Here is an 18,685-nt window from a genome sequence, read left to right as displayed (position 1 = left end):
TCACCCCTGTGGAAGTGACGAACATGCGGTCCACCATTCCCTACATCTTTGCCGCCGCGCTCGCGCTGACTGGCACGGCGCATGGCGCCACTCCCGCCGCCCCGGCCACCCCGAAGCACGTGGTGTCTGAAACCCTGGCGGGCGTGCCGGTCAACGATCCGTATCGCTGGCTGGAAGATGCGAACTCCCCGGAAGTGAAAACCTGGATCGAGGCGCAGAACGCGTACACCGAGGCCACCATCGGCGCGATGCCGCATGGCAAGGAACTGGCAGCACGCATCCGCGAACTGGCCATCACCTCCACCACGCGCTCGTCCCCGACGCTGGCAGGCGGCACGCTGTTCTACATGCAGAACACGCCGCCCCAGCCGCAGCCCGTGCTGGTGGCGCAGAAGTGGCCCGACGGCCAGCCGCGCACGCTGGTGGATCTGAATGCCAACGGTGGCGGCACGGCCATCACCGAGTACTGGCCCTCGCCGAGCGGCCGTTACCTGGCCTACGGCACCGCCGAAGGTGGCAGCGAACTGACCACCATCCACGTGCTGGACACGAACACCGGCAAGGCACTCCCCGATTCGCTCCCGTATGCCGGCGGCGGCACCACGCCGCAGGGGCTGGCGTGGGACGCTGACGAGAAGGGCTTCACGTACGTGCGTTTTGACACGCCGGCGGCAGGTGCCGAGGTGAAGCAGTTTGACGCCACGCTGGCGCACCACCGTCTGGGCGATGCCCCGGTGACCGACACCACGGTGTTCGGCAAGGGCTACTCGAAGGTGGCCGAATACATCCTGCTGGAAGGCCCCGCAGGCAAGGACGTTGCCGTGCTCGCCAACGAAGGCGACGGTGGCCCGGCCGAGGTGTATTTCCGCCGCGACGGCAAATTCCAGCGCGTGCTGGGCCGTGATGCCGACGTGCGTTCGGCCAGTTGGATCAACGGCCGCCTGATCGTCGTGTCGTTTGCCGACGCGCCGCGCGGCAAGCTGATCGCCGTGGATGCCACGGGCAAGCGCACCGACGTGCTACCCCAGGGCGACACGGCCATCCAGCACGTATCGCCGATGGGTGATGGCTTCATCGTGACCCGCAGCGCCGGCCCCGACTGGTCGGCGGAGCAGTACGACGGCAACGGCAAGCTGGTGCGTCGCCTGCCGTTCCCGGCCACGGGCGTGGCGATCAACAGCGTCGCGTCGGAATCAGGCCAGGACAAGGCGCTGATCACCTATGCCGGCTGGACCACTCCGACCCGCTGGGTGGAATACGACGGCAAGAGCGGTGAACTGCGCACCGTGTTTGAAGTGAAGCCTGCGGCTGATTATTCAAAGGTCCGCGTGCACCGCATCGAGGGCGTGTCCAAGGATGGCAGCAAGATTCCGGTCACCGTGCTGTCCATGGATGGCGTGGAAGCCAACGGCAAGCGCCCGACCATTCTGTACAGCTACGGTGGCTTCGGCCTGCCGGTCACCCCGGGCTTCGTGGGTGCGAACCTGGCGTGGCTGGAACGTGGCGGCGTGCTGGCCTACGCCAACATCCGCGGCGGCAACGAGTTCGGCGAAGCCTGGCACGAACAGGGCCAGAAGCTGCAGAAGCAGAACGTCTTCGACGACTTCTACGCAGCCGCTCAGGCGCTGGTTGCCAGCAAGTGGACCGACACCAGCCACCTGGGCATTCTGGGTGGCAGCAACGGCGGCCTGCTGATGGGTGCCTCGCTGGTGCAGCATCCCGAGCAGTACCGCGCCGTGGTGGGCAGCGTCGGCATTTACGACGTGCCACGCCATGAAACCGCGTTCGCCAATGGTCCGTACAACGTGAGCGAGTACGGCACGGTGACCGATCCGGCACAGGCCCGCGCCACGCTGAAGTATTCGCCCCTGCACAACGTGAAGCCCGGCACCGCGTATCCGGCCGTGCTGCTCACGACCGGCGCGAATGATCCGCGCGTGGCACCGTGGCAGTCGCGCAAGTTCGCCGCCGCGCTGCAGGACGCCACCACGTCCGGCAAGCCGGTGCTGCTGCTGACACGCATGAATGCCGGCCACGGAATCGGCGCGCCGTTCAGTCAGCGGGTGGGCAATGCCGCGCTGTCCATGACGTTCTTCGCCAACGAACTGGGTCTGTGACAAACCCCCGTGGGAGCGAGGTCGCCCCCACGGGGACGTCATGGCGCTTGAGCCAATGAGCGAACGGACGGGCTACCATCCCCGTTCGTTCCTCTGACTCAAGCTCACCCCATGACCCTGCCTGTCGTCGAAACCGAAACCCGCGCGCAACCGACCCATTCGATCATCTGGCTGCATGGCCTCGGCGCGGACGGCAACGACTTCGCACCCATCGTGCCGGAGTTGGTGGACCCGCAATGGCCCGCCATCCGCTTTGTGTTTCCGCATGCGCCCGTGCGACCGGTCACGATCAACAACAACATGCCGATGCGGGCGTGGTACGACATCATGGGTTTCGGCCTGGAAGACCAGCAGGATGCCGACGGCATCCGCGAGTCCATCGCCCAGGTGCAGGCGCTGATCGCCCGCGAAGTGGAGCGGGGTGTCCCCGAATCGCGCATCGTGCTGGCAGGCTTCTCCCAGGGGGGCGCCATCGCCCTGGCCGCCGGCCTCTGCCACGCCACCCCGCTGGCCGGCATCGTCGCGCTGTCCACCTATGTGCCCATCCGCGATGTGGTGACGGCCGAGCGCAGCGCCAGCAATCAGAACATCGCCATTTTCTGGGGCCATGGCACCGCTGACCCGATCGTGCAGCTGGCACGGGGCACGGCTTCGCGCGACCTCCTGCAAACGCTGGGCTACACGGTGGACTGGCACACCTACCCGATGGCGCATCAGGTCTGCGCACAGGAAATTGCCGACCTGCGCACGTGGCTCGGACAGCGCTTCGCGGCATCCGCCAACGGGTGATCCAACGCACGATGGCCCCACGTGCCATCGTGCATACTCCGCCGCATGCCGACCCGCCGACCGACGCCAACCCGCACACGCGCCCACTCGGCCGATCTGCCCGACTTCTGCAGTCTCCCGGTACTTTTTGCGCTGCTGGTGGTGGGCGCGCTGACGGTGTCGCTGATGTGGCTGGCGCCGGGAAACCAGAGCAGCCTGCGCGGGTATTGCGTCGCCATGCTCTTCGTGGTGTTTGTGGCGATGCTGCTGACCGTGGCGCTGTGCAAACTGCGCCCTGCCATGCAGCGACTGGCAGGGCTCTGGCCCTACGCCGCCGTGTGGCTGGTGCTGGTCACGACCGTGGCGGTCTCAAGCACGGTCATTGGCTGGCTGGACCATGCGATGAGCACGGGCCTGACACCCGCGTCACTTGACGCGTTCGTTCGCGACAGCACGCTGGCGACCGGCCTTCTGGGCGCTGGCCTGCTGCGCTATTTCTACGTGGTGGCGCAGTGGCAGACCCGGCAGGCAGCCGCCGCGCACGCACAGGTTGCAGCGTTGCAGGCGCGGATTCGCCCCCATTTCCTCTTCAACAGCATGAACACCGTGGCGGCGCTGGTGCGCGTGGACCCGGATGCTGCCGAGCGCACGGTGCTGAATCTGGCCGAGCTGTTTCGCGCGGCACTGGGCAGCGACACCTCCACGACCGGTACGCTCGGCGAAGAATTGCTGCTGGTGGAGCGCTACCTGGACATCGAGCTGCTGCGCCTCGGCCAGCGGCTACGGATCGAGCGCGATCTGGATGTGCCGACGGATTTCCCGCTGCCGCGCATGCTGTTGCAGCCGCTGGTGGAAAACGCGATCCGCTACGGCATCCAGCCGCTGCGTGAGGGCGGTACAGTTCGCCTCAGCGGTCGGCGTGTGCCCGGCGGCATAGAGCTGGTGGTGGACAATCCGCTGCCCGATGCGCCGGCCACGGGTGGCACCGGCCACGGTCTGCATAGCGTGCGCGAACGGGTGGCGTACCACTTTGGAACGCAGTCGCTGGTGGACGTGAAAGACATCGGCGGCCGCTTCGTCGTCACGCTTTACCTTCCGGAGAACGCCATCCATGCGCGTGCTGATCGCTGACGACGAGCCGCTGGCCCGCGCGCGACTGGCGACCTTGCTCGCCGGTACCGCCGATGTGGAAGTGGTGGGCAGCGTGGCCGATGGCGAAGCGGTGCTGGCAGCCTGCGCGGATCGCCAGGTGGACCTCATTCTTCTGGACATCGAGATGCCCGGCATCACCGGCACAGCGCTGGCAAGGCGGATCGGCGTGATGTCGCAGGCGCCGCAGATCGTGTTCTGCACGGCATACGACCAGCACGCCGTGCACGCGTTTGAACTGGGCGCCACCGACTACCTGCTGAAACCCGTGCGTCCTGAACGACTGGCCGAAGCACTGGATCGCGTACGCGCCCGCCGCCTCACCCGGCCGAAGCCAGCACCCGCGTTTCTGCGAGCGCGTTCCGGCGCCGATGAAGTGCGTGTCGCACTGGACGATGTCCACTATCTGCTGGCTGACGAGAAGTACGTCGCCGTCCATCACGCGGGCGGCGCGTGGCTGATCGACGATTCCCTGCGCCAGCTGGAACAGGCGCACGGCGAACGGCTGGTCAGGCTGCACCGCAATTGTCTGGTGCCACGGCAGCGTTTGCTGGGCCTGAAGACGCTGGCTGATGGACGCGTGCTGGCGCGGCTGGCAGGGACGGAGGTGATGCCTGAAGTCAGCCGGCGCAATCTGGCCATCGTGCGCCAGATGCTGCGCACCACGGACCTGTGACGCCGAGTCGCGCTGCGTCAGCGCGCGAATTGCGGGACAATCGCTGACCGCCGTTCGCCCTCCCAGGAAAGTTTCCGATGATCCAGCCGCTGCGTATTGCCACCCGTAAGAGCGCACTGGCGCTCTGGCAGGCCGAGCACGTCGCCGCGCTGCTGCGCCAGGCTCATCCGGGACTGCGGGTCGAGCTGGTGCCGCTGTCCACACGCGGCGACGAAATCCTGGATCGGTCGCTGGCTGCCATCGGCGGCAAAGGCCTGTTCCTGAAGGAATTGGAAGTGGCCATGCATGAAGGCCGTGCCGACCTGGCCGTGCATTCGCTCAAAGACATGCCAGCCGAACTGGAGCCGGGCTTTGCCCTGTCCGCCGTGCTGCCTCGCGCGGATGCGGCGGATGGCTTCGTGAGCCTGCACTACGCCAATCTCGCCGAGTTGCCGCCCGGCGCCCGCGTGGGCACGTCGTCGCTACGCCGTCAGGCGCAGTTGAAAGCAGTGCGCCCGGATGTGCAGACGCTGGACCTGCGCGGCAACGTCAACACACGCCTGGCCAAACTGGATGCCGGTCAGTACGACGCGATCATGCTGGCGTGTGCTGGCCTGGAACGCCTGGGTCTGGCCGATCGCATCCGTTCGCGCCTGATGGCTCCCGACTGGCTGCCCGCAGCAGGACAAGCCGCCATCGCCGTGGAAACGCGCGCGGGCGACGCCCATGTGGCGGAGCTGATGGCGGCGCTGGACGATCCGGAAACGCGTCTGGCGGTAAGCGCCGAGCGCGCGATGAATGAGGCACTGGGCGGAAGCTGCTCGGTGCCCATTGGTGCGTGGTGCGTGGTGGCCGAACACGGCCTGACACTGCACGGCATGGTGGGCGACGCCAATACGGGTGAACTGCTGCATGCCCAGGCCGACAGCGCCACCGATGCGCCCCTGGAACTGGGGCGCATCGTGGCCAACATGCTGCTGGAACTTGGCGCGGGCGATTTCCTGACGCCGCGCAAGCTTTAACGCGGGTCGCTCAGAAGTTGTAGACGAGGTTCGTCGTCATCAGCTTGTCGGTGCTTACCGTACCCGGCTGCGTGTTGCTGTTGTAGCGGATCTGGTAACCCACCTTGAGCGCCATCTTGCGGGTCATGCTGACCGACAGGCCGATATCGTTCTGGTAGTACTGATTCTTGGAGCCTGCTTCGACCAGCAGCGTGTCTTCCAGCGCCGTATTGTCCGTCAGACGGTACTTGGCGTTGATGAGGCCACGGCCGACCACTTCGCTCTGCGCATCCGGCTTGTACGACTCGCTGATGGTCGCACCCGGGTTAGCCGGATCAGCCACTTCGCGCGTGCTGTTGGCGGCCTGGTAGCGCTTGAAACCGGGACCGATTTCGAACGACAGCTCAGCGCGCTCGTTCTTCAGGGCAATGTAGCCGTAGCCGATGGAGACGATGCCCTGCCAGAGGTTGGCGCCAAAATCGTCGTGCTCGTAACGCGCGGCAGTGACCACGTAGCTGCGCGGATCAAACTTGTAACCCACCGATGCGCCCGTGTCGTAACGGTTGGCCGTGGTGGTGAACTTGTCCACGGTGTTGCCGTTGCCATCTTCGACGTCCACGTTGCCCTTGGAGCGCAGGCCGTTGAGGTAGAAGTTGTTCTTCCACAGCTCGTTTTCCTGGCTGAGGCCGAGCTTCGCGTTGGCGTTCTCCGAACGCGAGTTGCCGCGGGCGGAGGCAAAGCCGAATTCACCCGAGCCGGACCAGCCACCATTGTTGGCAGCAGTGCCCGACGGCGGCGTGGCGGTCTGGTAGTCGTCGGCCATGGCAGCCAGAGGAAGGGCTGCCAGGATGAGAGCGGCGAGGGAAAGTTTGTTCATCATCGACCCGTGTTTTTAAAAAGAAAAGTTAAAGCGTTGCCCGAGCGCCATGACGAATCACGGCGCACACATTGGCCACATGGAAGGCCATCCCAGCGGGGAAGGGTAGAACGTAACGGCCGTTACGTCTTCGACCCGTTCAGGGCGAAGCCGTAGGCGTAACCGTACAGCCGCTGTTCGAGGCATTGACCGATAACGCAGCTTAACGCGGCCAGACCCGCCATGCTGGCGTGCATCACCCCGCCGTGGATCACCAGCAACAGGCAGGGCAGACCGACGGAAAGCGCCGCGGCCGCAAAGCGGCGACCCAGCAGCGAAAACGCGGTGCCGCCAGCATCCAGACGCACGATCGTACCCTGTTCTTCCGCCAGACGGCGCAGCGCCTGCCAGCGCGCGCCCTCCACGACCCCGAGCACCAGCGCCACGGCCAGCAGGGCCAGGCGCCACGGGCTCACCGGATCGACGGGCGAATCGGCCTGAAGGGCCACGCACAGCCAGAACCACAGGCCACCGGCAAATAGCGCCGAGACGGTGCGCCCCAGCGGCAGGGCGTTGGCGACCGAGGCGAGCGCAGTGGGCAGCCGCCGCGAAATACCCCGGGCGGAATACACCAGCGTGGCCAGACTGCACAGCATCAGGGCGGCGCCAGCCACGCGGGTAGCCCAGAAATCGTTGTCACCACGGGCAAGACCGGCCAGCGCCAGCATCGGAAGGTAATTGGCCATGGCGATCATGCCCTCGCCGGTGGGCATGGTCCGCTTCAGCGGGTTCCAGCCGTGCCAGTCCGGAGCGAAACGCAGGTGCAGACAGGCGGCCACCAGCCCAAGGCTGACCAGAACCAGCCCGAGCGTCAGGGGTGCCAGCACCTCCCCGCGACCGTCCGAGTACAGGCCCATGGCCAGTGCGGTGCCCAGCACCATCCACAGGCCGTAGCCCGTCGCCGTGGCCACCTGCAGGAGTACGCCGGCAAAGGAGAACAGGGATTGCGCCGGGGAAGCGTCGTCCTCACGCATACCGGCATGCTCGCCGGAGCGTGGTGCGTCTTTATTTTCCGCCATGACTTCGGAAGAGCGTCCTGGTGGCGAATGACAAAGGAAGCATTTTTGCGCCTATCGGCATATGACGCAAACTGGCCTTGTAGCCGCTTGCGGTTCGTTGAGGCCGAGCCCATGCTTGACGCCTGCGCGGTACGAAGACGTACATGTGCGCGTCACGCACCCGTGGACACACTTGCAGTACCACCTTCCGCGTTAACAGCCGGCGACATCCATGGACCGCTACGAGCGCATTCTCACCCTCCACCGCCTGCTGAAATCGGCTCATTACCCGGTTCCGCTCTCCCGCCTGATGGATGAGCTGGAGTGCTCGCGCGCCACGCTCTACCGCGATGTGGCGTTCCTGCGCGACGGCCTTGGCGCACCCGTGCAAAGCGTACCGGGAGAGCAGGCCTCGTTCCGCTACGAATCCGGCGAGGGCGACAGCTTTGAACTGCCGGGTCTGTGGCTGACCAGCGACGAACTGGCGGCCCTGATGGCCTTGAACGAACTCATCGGGCGCTCCGACCCGGGAGTTCTGGCCGGCGCCCTGGCGCCCTTCAAGGCACGCATCGAACGCCTGCTGTCCGACCACGGCAGCGGCCGGGCGTTGCCGGTGGATCGCATCCGGGTCATTTCCTGGGGCGCCCGCAAGATGGACCAGCAGGTGTTCCGCATCGTGGCCGGTGCCGTACTGGAACGTCGCCAGTTGCGCTTCCGCTATCGCGCTCGTACCACCAATTCGGATAGCGGCCGCATCGTGTCGCCCCAACGCCTGACCCATTACCGCGACAACTGGTATCTGGACGTGTGGGATCACGACCGCGAAGCGCTGCGCAGCTTCGCCGTGGACCGCATTGCCGAGCCGCAGGCGCTGGACTCCCCGGCCCGCGACGTCGAAGACGCTGAATTGAACGACATGCTGGCCTCCAGCTACGGCATCTTCGCCGGCAAGCCCAAGGCCTGGGCAACCATTCGTTTTTCCGCCCACGCCGCCCGCTGGGTGGCCGACGAGCACTGGCATTCGCAGCAGCGCGGCGAGTGGCTGCCCGACGGACGCTATGAGCTGAAGGTGCCTTACTCCAATTCCCGAGAGCTGCTGATGGATGTTCTGAAATACGGCCCGGACGCTGAAATCGTGGCGCCGCTGCCGCTTCGCGAAGAAATGAAGATCCTGCTCCAACTGGCCCTTACCGGCTACCAGCGCTCTCATTGAGGTTCGCGTCATGAGCGACTTCGATATTGCCGAAACCGGCGCCGTTCCGTCCGCGAGCGGATCGCCGCGCCGTCCGCGCGTGGCCCTGGCACTGGGCGCCGGCGGCGCCAAGGGCCTGGCTCACATTGGTGCGATTGAGGAACTGGAAGCCCACGGCTTCGAAATCGTCGCCATTGCCGGCACGTCCATGGGTGCGCTGATCGGCGGCATCTACGGCATGGGCAAGCTGGACATCTACCGCGACTGGGTTTCCACCCTGGCGCGCTTCGATGTGCTGAAGCTGGTGGACTGGAGCTTTTCCGGCGGCGGCTTCATCAAGGGCGATCGCATCATCGGCGCGCTTCGCGAGCTGATCGGTGAGGTGAACATCGAAGACTTGCCCATCGGGTATACAGCCGTGGCCACGGATATCGACCGCGAGCGCGAGGTGTGGCTGACCCGCGGGCCGCTGTTCGATGCCATTCGCGCATCCATCGCCATTCCAACGATCTTCCGCCCCCACGTGATCGGCGGTCGTCGGCTGGTCGATGGCGCATTGCTCAATCCGTTGCCGGTGATGCCCCTGATGCGCGAGGAGGCCGACTACGTGGTGGCCGTGAGCGTGGACGGCGCCGCCGAATTGCAGGTGCCGCCCGAGCGCGATGCATCCACTACGGACGAGTCGGGCGGCTATCGCCAGCGCATCGGCGCGTTTTTTGGCCGGGTGATGCCGCACAACGGGCACAAGCCGAAAGATCCGGGCGCGTTCGATCTGATGAATCAGGCCATGGACCTGATGCAATCGAACCTGTCACGCCTGCGCCTGGCGGCGTATCAGCCCGATTTGCTGGTCGAAATTCCGCGCAACGTGTCCACGATGTATGAGTTCTATCGCGCCCGCGAACTCATCGAGCTGGGGCGCGAGCGCACACGCAAATCACTGGCGGCATGGAATCCGGCGATGGAACTGGCCCAGTCCGGGCACCACTGAGCACCGCCCGGCGGTGCGTCAGTGAATTGCTGAAAGACTCAGAGTTCTTCCGTCTTCGTGACCTTGCCCCGGCGCATCAGCCAGGCAACACCGCGCAAATCGGCCAGACCGACCCACAGACGATCCAGCATGCCGTACTTGGACGTGCCTGCCGTTCGCGGACGATGGCCCACGGGCACGCTGGTGCTGGCAAACCCGGCGCGCTTCACCAGCGCGGGCAGATAGCGGTGCATGTGGTCGAAGTAGGGCAGGCGCAGGAAGACTTCACGCTCGAACAGCTTCAGACCGCAGCCCGTGTCAGGCGTGTTGTCGCGAAGCATGCGCGAACGCACCGCATTGGCGACTTTCGAGGAAATGCGCTTGTTGAAGCTGTCCCGGCGCGTGACGCGCCAGCCAGCGAACAGGCGCACATCCGCAGCGGCCGAATCGCGGGCGGCCAACAGTTTGGGAATGTCGGCCGGATCGTTCTGGCCGTCGCCATCCAGCGTGGCGATCCACGGTGCACGGGCCGCGCGCACGCCATTCCACACGGCGGTGCTCTGCCCGCTGCGGGTGATGTGGCGAATGACGCGCAACTCCGGATACTGCGCACGCGCAGCAGCGAGCACGGCGACGCTGTCGTCGGTGCTGTCGTCGTCGACGTAGATGATCTCGAAGTCGATCCGGCCGCGCAGGGCCGAGGCAATTTCGGCGAGAAGCGGCGGGATGTTGTCGCGCTCGTTGAAAACGGGCACGACCACGGCGAGCTGAGTCATCGCTTGGGGTCCGGAAGGGTGCAGGCGCGCATTATCGCCTATGAACCTGAGCGATGGGTCATTAAATGCTGGTCAGCGATGGACCGCCGGGTCCATCAATGGCCATGCGCCAGCCCGCCTCCGCCTGATCCAGGGCATCCGGCGAGGCATGCTGGGCCAGGACGACCAGCGTGCCGTCGTTGAGCGGGATTTCCCGCCCCGTCCATCCGCCCCGGCTGAAATGCTCCGGCTTGTCGGTCATCTTGCCGGGCATGTACAGCGCCACGACCGGCTGACCGTCGACCCGGCTGACCACGTGCACCGCCCGGTAAGGACCGACCTGACAGTCGTGAACATAGGTCACGTGCAGAGGCATCGGCCCGCGCATGGTGGTGCCACGCTCGGCGAAACCTTCGGTCACCATGCTGTCGGGAATAGCGGCGGTCAGTGCCAGCGCGGAGATCTCTTTGGGCATGTGCGCAACCGCCAGCACAGGCAGCGAATGGCTCTGCGCCTGACGCCACATCACCGTGCCACCACCCACCGCAATCAGAATGCTGGCCGCCACGGCCAGCCAGCCACGGCGGCGAACCATCTGGCGACGCCGGGCATCGGTGGCCTGGGCCAGCAGGATGCGGTCAGCAAGACCGGCAGGCACAGGTACGTCCATGGCCTGTTCCAGCTGATCTTCAAAGTGCTGTGTGCGCAGCCAGAACGCCTGGCATGCGGGACATTCCTCGCGGTGAGCAAGCAATTGGGGATCGTGCGAACGGGGCTCGGCCATCAACTGGCGGCGGAACTGGAGGCAGTCCATCACAGTGCTCCCTCGGCGGCGGCCCGGCCACCCAACAGGGATTTCAGCCGCTGACGCGCGCGGAACAGCTGCGTCATGACGGCACCGGGCTGTTGCTCGGTGGCGGCGGCGATCTCGTCGCAGCTCATGCCACCCAGCACCTGCATGGCGAGCGGCTCGCGGTATTTGTTGGGCAATTTCATCATTGCGTCGCGCACATGGGCGGCGTCCCCGCTGCGTTCCGGACTGGCCCAGGCCGTGTCTTCGGGAACGGTGTCGTCCAGTTCGACCGTGTCGAATCGTTTGCGCTCGTAAAGACGGGCGTGCTCGCGCCGCAGGATCGTGATGAGCCAGGGCTTGGCCAGCTCGGCATCGCGCAGCGCATCGAGGTTTTTCCAGGCGCGCAGGAAGGTTTCCTGCACCAGGTCCTGGGCCAGCGCTTCGTTGCGGCATAGCCAGAACGCGAACCGGTAAAGATCCGCGGACCATGCCCGCACCATGGCTTCGTATTGTCGCTGCTTCGAGTTCACATCCTTATGGACCGGAGGCATGGCCATTTCCTTTCAGTGGGTTCTAGCGAACCTTGCTGAGGATGCCGTCGAGCTCGTCGAGGCTGTGATAGTGAATCACCAGTTTGCCCTTGCCACCACGGCCCTGCGCCAGTTCCACGCGGGTGGCGAAACGCTCTGCCAGCTCGCGTTCGAGGTTGGCCACATTGGGATCGGGCATCGAGGTCTTTGCCTTGCCCTTGGGTGCCAGCTGGGCGCGGCGTGCCGCTTCTTCCAGCTCACGCACCGTCCAGCCGTTGCGGGCCGCTTCCAGCGCCAGCGGTTCGGCGATGGTGGAGGGCAGCGTCAGCAGGCAGCGGGCGTGACCCATTTCCAGCTTCGATTCGTCCAGCAGCTGCTTGATGGAGGCGGGCAGTTCCATCAGGCGCAGCAGGTTGGACACGGCAGCGCGCGAGCGACCCACCGCGTCAGCCGCCTGCTGATGGGTGAGGTCGAATTCGTCGATCAGCCGCTTGAGTGCCTGCGCCTCTTCCAGCGGGGTCAGTTCCTGACGCTGAATGTTTTCGATGAGCGCCATGGCCAGCACGGACTGCTCGGGAACATCCTTCACCAGCGCGGGAATGTCGCTCATCTGCGCGCGCTGCGCGGCGCGCCAGCGGCGTTCGCCGGCAATCAGTTCATAGCTGTTCTTGCCGATGGCACGCACGACCACCGGTTGAATGAGGCCCTGGGCCTTGATGGAAGCAGCCAGTTCGTCCAGCGCTTCTTCATTCCAGTGGCGACGCGGCTGATACTTGCCCGCCTGAATCTGGTGGATGGGCAACAAGCGCAGTTCACCTTCCTGCTCAACCACGGAAGGGCCGGCTTCACCGCCGCCAAGCAGGGCATCCAGACCGCGCCCGAGGCCACGTTTCTTCGCTGCTGCCATGAGAACTCCTAGTGGGTCGACGGCGTGGCGTCAGACGCCGCATCGTTCGCGGTGTCGTCGGACTCGCGTGCTTCTTCGGCTGCCTGGTTCCGCTCGCGGCGGATGATCTCGCCGGCCAGACCGATATAGGCGATGGCACCGCGCGATCCGCGGTCGTACAGATGGATGGGCTGACCGTGGCTGGGCGCTTCAGCCAGACGCACGTTGCGCGGAATGATCGAGCGCAGCACCTTGTCGCCAAAATGCTGGGTGAGCTGGGCCGATACTTCGTTGCCGAGATTGTTGCGCACGTCGTACATGGTGCGCAGCAGGCCTTCCACTTCCAGCTCCGGGTTGAGGCGCTGGCGCACCGCCTTGATGGTGTCCAGCAGGCTGGACAGACCTTCCAGCGCGAAATATTCGCACTGCACCGGAATCAGCACACCGTGCGCAGCCGTCAGCGCGTTGAGCGTGAGCAGGTGCAGCGACGGCGGGCAGTCGATCAGGATGGTGTGGTAACGGTCGGAAACCTTGGCCAGCTGTTCCTTCAGGCGATGCTCGCGGGCGAGCTGATCCATCAGTTTCAGCTCGGCGGCCGTCAGGTCGCCATTGCCCGGCAACAGGTCGAAGCCGGCTTCGGTCGTGACCAGCACGTCGGTGATGGACACTTCGTCCAGCAGCACTTCGCAGCCGTTGGGCTTGGTTTCGTGCTTGTCCACGCCCGACGCCATGGTGGCGTTGCCCTGCGGATCCAGGTCGACAAGCAGCACCTTGCGCTTCGCTGCGGCAAGCGCCGCGGCGAGGTTCACGGATGTGGTGGTCTTGCCGACGCCGCCTTTCTGATTGGCGACTGCGATGATGCGAGCCATGAAGTCGTCGATGCCGTACGCGGAAAGGGCGCTAGCGTAGCATCGACGGGGGGTGGCTCCCTAGCTTGAGTTGGCGGAACCTCGCGGATCAGCCCGTACGGCGGATCACCACGATGTGCCGCTCGGCATCCAGGCCGGGCACGCGGATGGCTTCAATGCGCTCGACGGTGAAGCCTTCGGGCACGCCATCGAGCTCTTCTTCCGGGTGCCGGCCCTTCATGGCCAGCCAGATGCCGTTGGGCGCCAGCAGATGGCCGCCCCAGCCCAGCATGTCTGCCAGGCTGGCAAAAGCGCGCGCCGTGATGCAGTCGAACGTGCCTTCCACCTCTTCCACCCGGCTTTGCACGGCGTGGGAGTGGGTCAGCTTCAGCGAACGGATGGCCTCCCGCAGGAAGCGGACCTTCTTGCCGTTGGAGTCCACCATCGTGATCTCGCGTTCGGGCGCCGCGATGGACAGCGGAATGCCGGGCAGTCCAGGGCCCGTGCCCAGGTCGGCCAGCGTGTCGCCTTTCACAAAGGGAATGATGGCCAACGAGTCGAGCAGGTGGCGCGTGATCATTTCCGCGGGGTCGCGCACGGCCGTCAGGTTGTAGGCGGCGTTCCAGCGCTGCAGCAGCGCCTGATAGTCCAGCAGACGGTCCACGGCGCCATCGGGCAGCTCGGTGCCCAGCGCGGCGATGCCGCGCTCAAGCTGTTTTTGCAGAATTTCGCGCCCGGACATGCGGCCACCTTGGATTGCGGGGCGGGAAGTATCGCGGCAGTGGCGGGCCTGACGCCAGCCGGATCAGGCGACGGCGTCGAGTTCGACGCGGGTGACCAGCATGCCGTTGTCCCGCAGCGAGCCGTTCATGACCTGCTTGAGCAGCTTGCCGGTGGCACTGCGATCCACGGCGTGGGCGACGGCATCGCGCATCGCGGCCTGGGCGCGCGTGCGGATCAGGTCGGTGGCGTGGTCGATCACGGCGTCAGCACGCTCCGGCTCCAGCACCTGCCAGTACACGGTGCCGCCGTCGAAGTGCAGGATCTGGCCATTGAGGTCGATCTTGTGCGACACGCGATCGATCACCGGCATCACAACGTGGGTACCGGCGCTCAACAGCGCAGCCGGACGACCCAGGCGACGCACGCTGTACACCTTGCCTTCGGGGATACGCTTCACCGACATCGCAACAAGGGCGATGGTGGCGAGGATCACGCTGATGAGGACAGAGAGGTGCATGTCGTTACAAATCAGTTAGTTACTGGATTTCGTTCAGCGGATGCCGTCTAAGTGACTGACATCTCAATGAATACGGCGTGGTTAATTGTATTTTAACGAACCTGGTTAACGCCAGCTTTACATACGCAGCTATTCAGTCAGCGGTCGGTTTGGTCAAAACTTGAGCAGGCGAAGAGCCCACCCGGCACCCTTTCGGCGAGCCGACCGTGCAGGCAGGCAAACGATGACCCCACGTGGGTTACATTGACCCCGCCTCAGCGAATGCTAATAATTATCAATTAGAAAACCTTCCCAGAGTTCCGGCGCCCATGAACCTCCTTGCCTGTGCGATGGCGTTCGTCGCCGTGACCCTGGTCTACCTGACGCTGCCCACTCAGCGGCTCCGGCAAAAGCCGTTGTCCCGGGCATGGCGCGTTGCTGGGGCCGCTCTGACCGTGCTTGCCGTGGCGTTCTGGGCTGCGGAAGAACGCGGGTTGCCCGGCTTCTTCGCCACACTCAGTGCCGCCATGTTGGCCGCCGTGGCGTTGCCCTACCTGGTCTGGTGGATTCGACCGGCAGCCAGCCGCGAACGGAGGCGCGCCTGATGCTCGCGCGTTGCTTCGCTGGCATCGTGCTCGGACTGCCGCTGTCCGTGCTTCTGATTTCCTGTGCCATCTGGGCATGGCCGGGCTCCAGTGCATCGGTGGTGATGCCATTCACCATTCTTGCGTTCTTTCCACTGTGGACCGGCATCATGGCCGCCACGTATCTGTTTCCCAGTGGTCTGCGTGCCTGGAGCTGGCTGGCCGTCGCCAATGTCGGCGCGTTCGCCCTCCTGTGGGCGCTGAAGCACACCCTCCCGGGCCTCTGATCCGATGAAAGCCGCCACGATCCGTACGTTCACCACCGTCCACACCTGGACGGGGCTTCTCGCGGGCTTTGCGCTTTTCATCGCGTTCTATGCCGGCGCACTGACCATGTTCCACGACGAAATCGACGTCTGGGCCGTGCCGCACTCCAGCGAAGCTGCTGCCGACACGATGGATCGGGCGCATCGCATGCTGGATGGCATCGTGGCCACGTCGCCGGCAGCGAAAGAACAGATTGGCGTCACGTTGCCCGGAAACCACCCCTCGCACCACATCGCTGCTTACTGGTTCGACAAGGAATGGAAGACGCAGTCGCTGACCGACGCCGCGCCGACATCCAGTGAAGATCACGAGCACGGCCTTGCCGACTTCGTTTACGAGCTGCACTACACGCTCGGCATTCCGGTGGCAGGCATCTACTTCATGGGTGTGATCAGCATCATTTATGGGCTGGCGCTGCTCACCGGACTGCTGATCCACCTGCCGCACCTGGTTCGCGAACTGGCGGCGCTGCGGCCGGGGCACAACCTCAAGCGCCTGTGGCAGGACGCCCACAACGTGATCGGCATTCTCAGTCTTCCGTTCCACATCATCTTTGCGGTAACCGGCGCGCTGCTGTGTCTGTCGCTGGTGACGCTGCTGGCGTTCGACAGGCTGGCCTTCGACGGCAAGCTGGCGCCCGCCAGCGAACAGATGACCAGCGCCATGCCGGACATCAAACCACTGGGTCGCCCGGCCGTGATGCTGTCGCCGCAGGAGTTGGCTGCGCGTGCGCGTCAGGCTGCACTGGCAGCTGGCGCGGCGGACTTCGAGCCCGATTACATGAGCTACAAACATTACGGCGATGCAGGCGCGGGCGCCGAAGTGCGCGGCACCTCCACCAAAACGCTGGGCGAGTACGGCATGGTGGCGCTGAGCGCCGTGGACGGCAAAGTGCTGGCGATCCAGGTGGCGGGCAAGCGCGATGCCAACCACGCCACGTATTCGGGCATGTTTGGCCTGCACTTCGGCACTTTTGGCAATGTGACCGTGCGCTGGCTCTATTTCCTGCTGGGCCTTGCCGGCGCGTTCCTCTTCTACTCGGGCAACCTTCTGTATATCGAGACCCGCCGCAAGCGCCGCCAGGCCGACCAGCCGCTGAAGGTGCGGGCCATGGCTACAGCCACTGTAGGCGTTTGTATCGGTTCGTGCCTGGCCATTTCCGCGGCCTTCGTCGCCAACGTGGTGTCCCCGTTCCTGGGCTCCCGTCCTGAAGCGGTGGTGCAGCCGGTTTGCTTCGGCGTGTTCGCGGCAGCCGTGGCCTGGACCCTCTTGCGCCGCCCGGCCCGCGCAGCGGTTGAGCTTCTATGGGCCACCGCCCTCCTGTCACTCGCCACGGCCGTTCTGGACATCACGCTGCACCACGATCGGCTGCTACGTTCCATGGCCGAAGGTGAGTGGGCCGTGGCTGGCGTGGATGCCGTCGCCATCGCCATGGCGGTTGGCTTCGGATGGCTGGCTGTGGCGACCCGCCGACGCACAATCGAAGGCGACCCGAATAGCGTATGGGCGGGATCTGGCCGTGCCCCGGAAAAGCTGGTCGAGCATGTTGCCTGACGTGGCAGCTTGTTCATGAAGTTGCACGCCGCACGAAATCGCGTGGTGCATCGCAGCATTTGAGAATTGCCTCGCAAGCTCTTGAGCTAAAATGATTTCTTAACGGGGTAATCTCATTTCACCCCTGTGCCAGGGGCATCCTTCCGCAGTGCAGCAAGCGGTTGATTTAGCACGCTTTACAAGTTCATGTGAAAACGTTTACGTTCCGCGCCGACAGCCCGGTTGGGCAGGGGTAAGGGCAGGCGTACCAGCGTGAGTGTCACCATCAAAGACGTCGCGAAGATGGCCAACGTATCGGTGGCCTCGGTGTCGCGCGCCCTGAATGGACACGGGGGTGTTACCCCGGAAACGCAGAAGCGTATCCGGGAAGTTGCCGCGCGCCTGCGCTACGTACCGCACAGCGCCGCCCGCAGCCTCATCACCCGTCGCACACAGACCATCGGCGCGCTTTTGCCCGATCTGCATGGCGCGTTCTTCTCCGAACTGATTCGCGGCATCGACATCGCCGCACGTGCGCGTGGCCTGTATTTGCTGGTGTCCAGCTCGCATGGCGACGCCACCGAGGCGGCCATTGCCCTGCGCGCCATGCAGGGCCGTGTCGATGGTCTGTTGGTGATGTCGCCCCACGCCGATCAGGTCTTCCTGGACGACAATCTGCCGATCCTCCTGCCCACCGTGCTGATGTACAGCCACGTGAAGTCGGATCGCCATGCCGTCCTCGATGTGGATGATTACGGCGGCGCCCGCACGATGGTCCGGCACTTCCTGGACCACGGCCGCCAGCGCATTGCGTTCATCGCCGGCCCCGAGGTCAACCACGACGTGCAGGAGCGCGCCCGCGGTTACCGCGACGAACTGAGTGCCGCGGGCAAGGCCGACACGATCTGTGTGCTCCCGGGCGACTTCACGGAGGAATCGGGCTACCACGCAGGTCAGCAGATTCTTGCGATGTCACCCCGCCCCGATGCGATTTTTGCTGCGAACGACATGATGGCCATCGGCTGTCTGTCCGCGCTGGAAGAAGCCGGCGTACATGTTCCAACGGATATTGGCGTATCCGGATTCGACGACATTCCCATGGCACGTTACGTGTCGCCCCCGCTGACGACCGTCCGCGTACGGATCGCCGAACTGGGGGCCAAGGCGCTGGATCGCCTGGCCGGAATCATCGAATCCCCCGACGAAGATGGCCCCATACCCCGCGAGACCGTAGGCACCGAACTGGTGATACGCGCCTCCTGCGGCGGCGGCGAACCCTCCAAGCGGCAACTCTGATTGAAAGACCGGCCGGCAAGGTATCGCCGGTCGGTGAAAACGTTTACAGGAAGGCAGTAGATCCAGGGACGCGCGACACCCGCTGTACCGCGACATGGGACGGCTTTGAGACACGGAAAAGAAAACAGCTTCACAAACAACGACAACG

The 18,685-nt window shown here is 65.0% G+C and carries 20 protein-coding genes; 11 read left to right on the top strand and 9 right to left on the bottom strand.

Translation table 11 applies throughout. From position 1 onward, the window contains the following. Nucleotides 1–23 precede the first annotated feature (23 nt). From FHW69_RS06370 to hemC, 5 genes are all read left to right on the top strand, one after another. On the top strand, nt 24–2,117 hold the full coding sequence (locus tag FHW69_RS06370) for a prolyl oligopeptidase family serine peptidase (protein ID WP_183422133.1): 2,094 nt from the start codon (nt 24–26) through the stop codon (nt 2,115–2,117). Between the two features lie 111 nt (nt 2,118–2,228). After that, on the top strand, nt 2,229–2,906 hold the full coding sequence (locus FHW69_RS06365; protein ID WP_183422132.1) for an alpha/beta fold hydrolase: 678 nt from the start codon (nt 2,229–2,231) through the stop codon (nt 2,904–2,906). Nucleotides 2,907–2,951: 45 nt separating this feature from the next. After that, nucleotides 2,952–4,016 (top strand): histidine kinase, encoded by a 1,065-nt coding sequence (locus FHW69_RS06360; protein ID WP_183422131.1) that lies wholly within the window; start codon nt 2,952–2,954, stop codon nt 4,014–4,016. Further along, nucleotides 3,997–4,710 (top strand): LytTR family DNA-binding domain-containing protein, encoded by a 714-nt coding sequence (locus FHW69_RS06355; protein WP_183422130.1) that lies wholly within the window; start codon nt 3,997–3,999, stop codon nt 4,708–4,710. The genes FHW69_RS06360 and FHW69_RS06355 overlap by 20 nt, the downstream gene beginning before the upstream one ends. An 80-nt stretch (nt 4,711–4,790) precedes the next feature. After that, nucleotides 4,791–5,711 carry a hydroxymethylbilane synthase gene (gene hemC, locus FHW69_RS06350; RefSeq protein ID WP_183422310.1) on the top strand — a complete coding sequence of 307 codons (921 nt, stop codon included), beginning with the start codon at nt 4,791–4,793 and terminating at the stop codon, nt 5,709–5,711. A gap of 10 nt (nt 5,712–5,721) precedes the next feature. On the opposite strand, the gene FHW69_RS06345 is transcribed toward hemC, so the two are convergent. Together FHW69_RS06345 and FHW69_RS06340 are read right to left on the bottom strand one after the other, a co-directional pair. Beyond that, nucleotides 5,722–6,567: a DUF481 domain-containing protein gene (locus FHW69_RS06345; RefSeq protein WP_183422129.1), complete on the bottom strand. Its 846-nt coding sequence runs from the start codon at nt 6,565–6,567 to the stop codon at nt 5,722–5,724. A 122-nt stretch (nt 6,568–6,689) separates the two neighbouring features. Continuing rightward, on the bottom strand, nt 6,690–7,625 hold the full coding sequence (locus FHW69_RS06340; RefSeq protein ID WP_183422128.1) for a hypothetical protein: 936 nt from the start codon (nt 7,623–7,625) through the stop codon (nt 6,690–6,692). 211 nt (nt 7,626–7,836) lie between these two features. Here FHW69_RS06340 and FHW69_RS06335 point away from each other — a divergent pair, with 211 nt between their 5' ends. Next, complete coding sequence (locus FHW69_RS06335) at nt 7,837–8,817, top strand: YafY family protein (protein WP_183422127.1); 981 nt, start codon at nt 7,837–7,839, stop codon at nt 8,815–8,817. Nucleotides 8,818–8,827: 10 nt separating this feature from the next. Then, a complete protein-coding gene (locus FHW69_RS06330; RefSeq protein ID WP_183422126.1) occupies nt 8,828–9,787 on the top strand; it encodes a patatin-like phospholipase family protein in 960 nt (319 codons plus the stop codon). Nucleotides 9,788–9,825: 38 nt separating this feature from the next. Here FHW69_RS06330 and FHW69_RS06325 read toward each other — a convergent pair whose 3' ends face one another. From FHW69_RS06325 to FHW69_RS06295, 7 genes are all read right to left on the bottom strand, one after another. Continuing rightward, a complete protein-coding gene (locus tag FHW69_RS06325; protein WP_183422125.1) occupies nt 9,826–10,542 on the bottom strand; it encodes a glycosyltransferase in 717 nt (238 codons plus the stop codon). Nucleotides 10,543–10,603: 61 nt separating this feature from the next. Further along, nucleotides 10,604–11,335: a DUF3379 family protein gene (locus FHW69_RS06320; protein ID WP_183422124.1), complete on the bottom strand. Its 732-nt coding sequence runs from the start codon at nt 11,333–11,335 to the stop codon at nt 10,604–10,606. Then, nucleotides 11,335–11,865, bottom strand: a complete 531-nt coding sequence (locus FHW69_RS06315; RefSeq protein ID WP_255494553.1) for a sigma-70 family RNA polymerase sigma factor — start codon at nt 11,863–11,865, stop codon at nt 11,335–11,337. Before FHW69_RS06315 ends, FHW69_RS06320 begins: the two co-directional genes overlap by 1 nt. 22 nt (nt 11,866–11,887) lie before the next feature. Then, nucleotides 11,888–12,751: a ParB/RepB/Spo0J family partition protein gene (locus FHW69_RS06310; RefSeq protein WP_183422122.1), complete on the bottom strand. Its 864-nt coding sequence runs from the start codon at nt 12,749–12,751 to the stop codon at nt 11,888–11,890. A gap of 8 nt (nt 12,752–12,759) precedes the next feature. After that, on the bottom strand, nt 12,760–13,599 hold the full coding sequence (locus FHW69_RS06305) for a ParA family protein (protein ID WP_183422121.1): 840 nt from the start codon (nt 13,597–13,599) through the stop codon (nt 12,760–12,762). 88 nt (nt 13,600–13,687) lie between these two features. Continuing rightward, nucleotides 13,688–14,320, bottom strand: coding sequence for a 16S rRNA (guanine(527)-N(7))-methyltransferase RsmG (gene rsmG / locus FHW69_RS06300; protein ID WP_183422120.1), 633 nt, complete (start codon nt 14,318–14,320; stop codon nt 13,688–13,690). 63 nt (nt 14,321–14,383) lie between these two features. Continuing rightward, a complete protein-coding gene (locus tag FHW69_RS06295; RefSeq protein WP_183422119.1) occupies nt 14,384–14,818 on the bottom strand; it encodes a hypothetical protein in 435 nt (144 codons plus the stop codon). Between the two features lie 308 nt (nt 14,819–15,126). Between FHW69_RS06295 and FHW69_RS06290 the strand changes: the two genes are divergently transcribed. The 4 genes from FHW69_RS06290 (at nt 15,127) to FHW69_RS06275 (ending at nt 18,537) form a co-directional block, all read left to right on the top strand. Next, complete coding sequence (locus tag FHW69_RS06290; protein ID WP_183422118.1) at nt 15,127–15,402, top strand: hypothetical protein; 276 nt, start codon at nt 15,127–15,129, stop codon at nt 15,400–15,402. After that, nucleotides 15,402–15,668 (top strand): hypothetical protein, encoded by a 267-nt coding sequence (locus FHW69_RS06285; protein WP_183422117.1) that lies wholly within the window; start codon nt 15,402–15,404, stop codon nt 15,666–15,668. The genes FHW69_RS06290 and FHW69_RS06285 overlap by 1 nt, the downstream gene beginning before the upstream one ends. Before the next feature lie 4 nt (nt 15,669–15,672). Then, nucleotides 15,673–17,262: a PepSY-associated TM helix domain-containing protein gene (locus FHW69_RS06280; RefSeq protein ID WP_183422116.1), complete on the top strand. Its 1,590-nt coding sequence runs from the start codon at nt 15,673–15,675 to the stop codon at nt 17,260–17,262. 252 nt (nt 17,263–17,514) lie between these two features. Then, nucleotides 17,515–18,537, top strand: a complete 1,023-nt coding sequence (locus FHW69_RS06275; protein WP_343203974.1) for a LacI family DNA-binding transcriptional regulator — start codon at nt 17,515–17,517, stop codon at nt 18,535–18,537. Nucleotides 18,538–18,685 lie beyond the last annotated feature (148 nt).

Source organism: Luteibacter sp. Sphag1AF (assembly GCF_014192715.1).
In the GTDB taxonomy this organism is placed as follows: domain Bacteria; phylum Pseudomonadota; class Gammaproteobacteria; order Xanthomonadales; family Rhodanobacteraceae; genus Luteibacter.
This window is presented reverse-complemented; position numbering and strand designations above follow the sequence as displayed.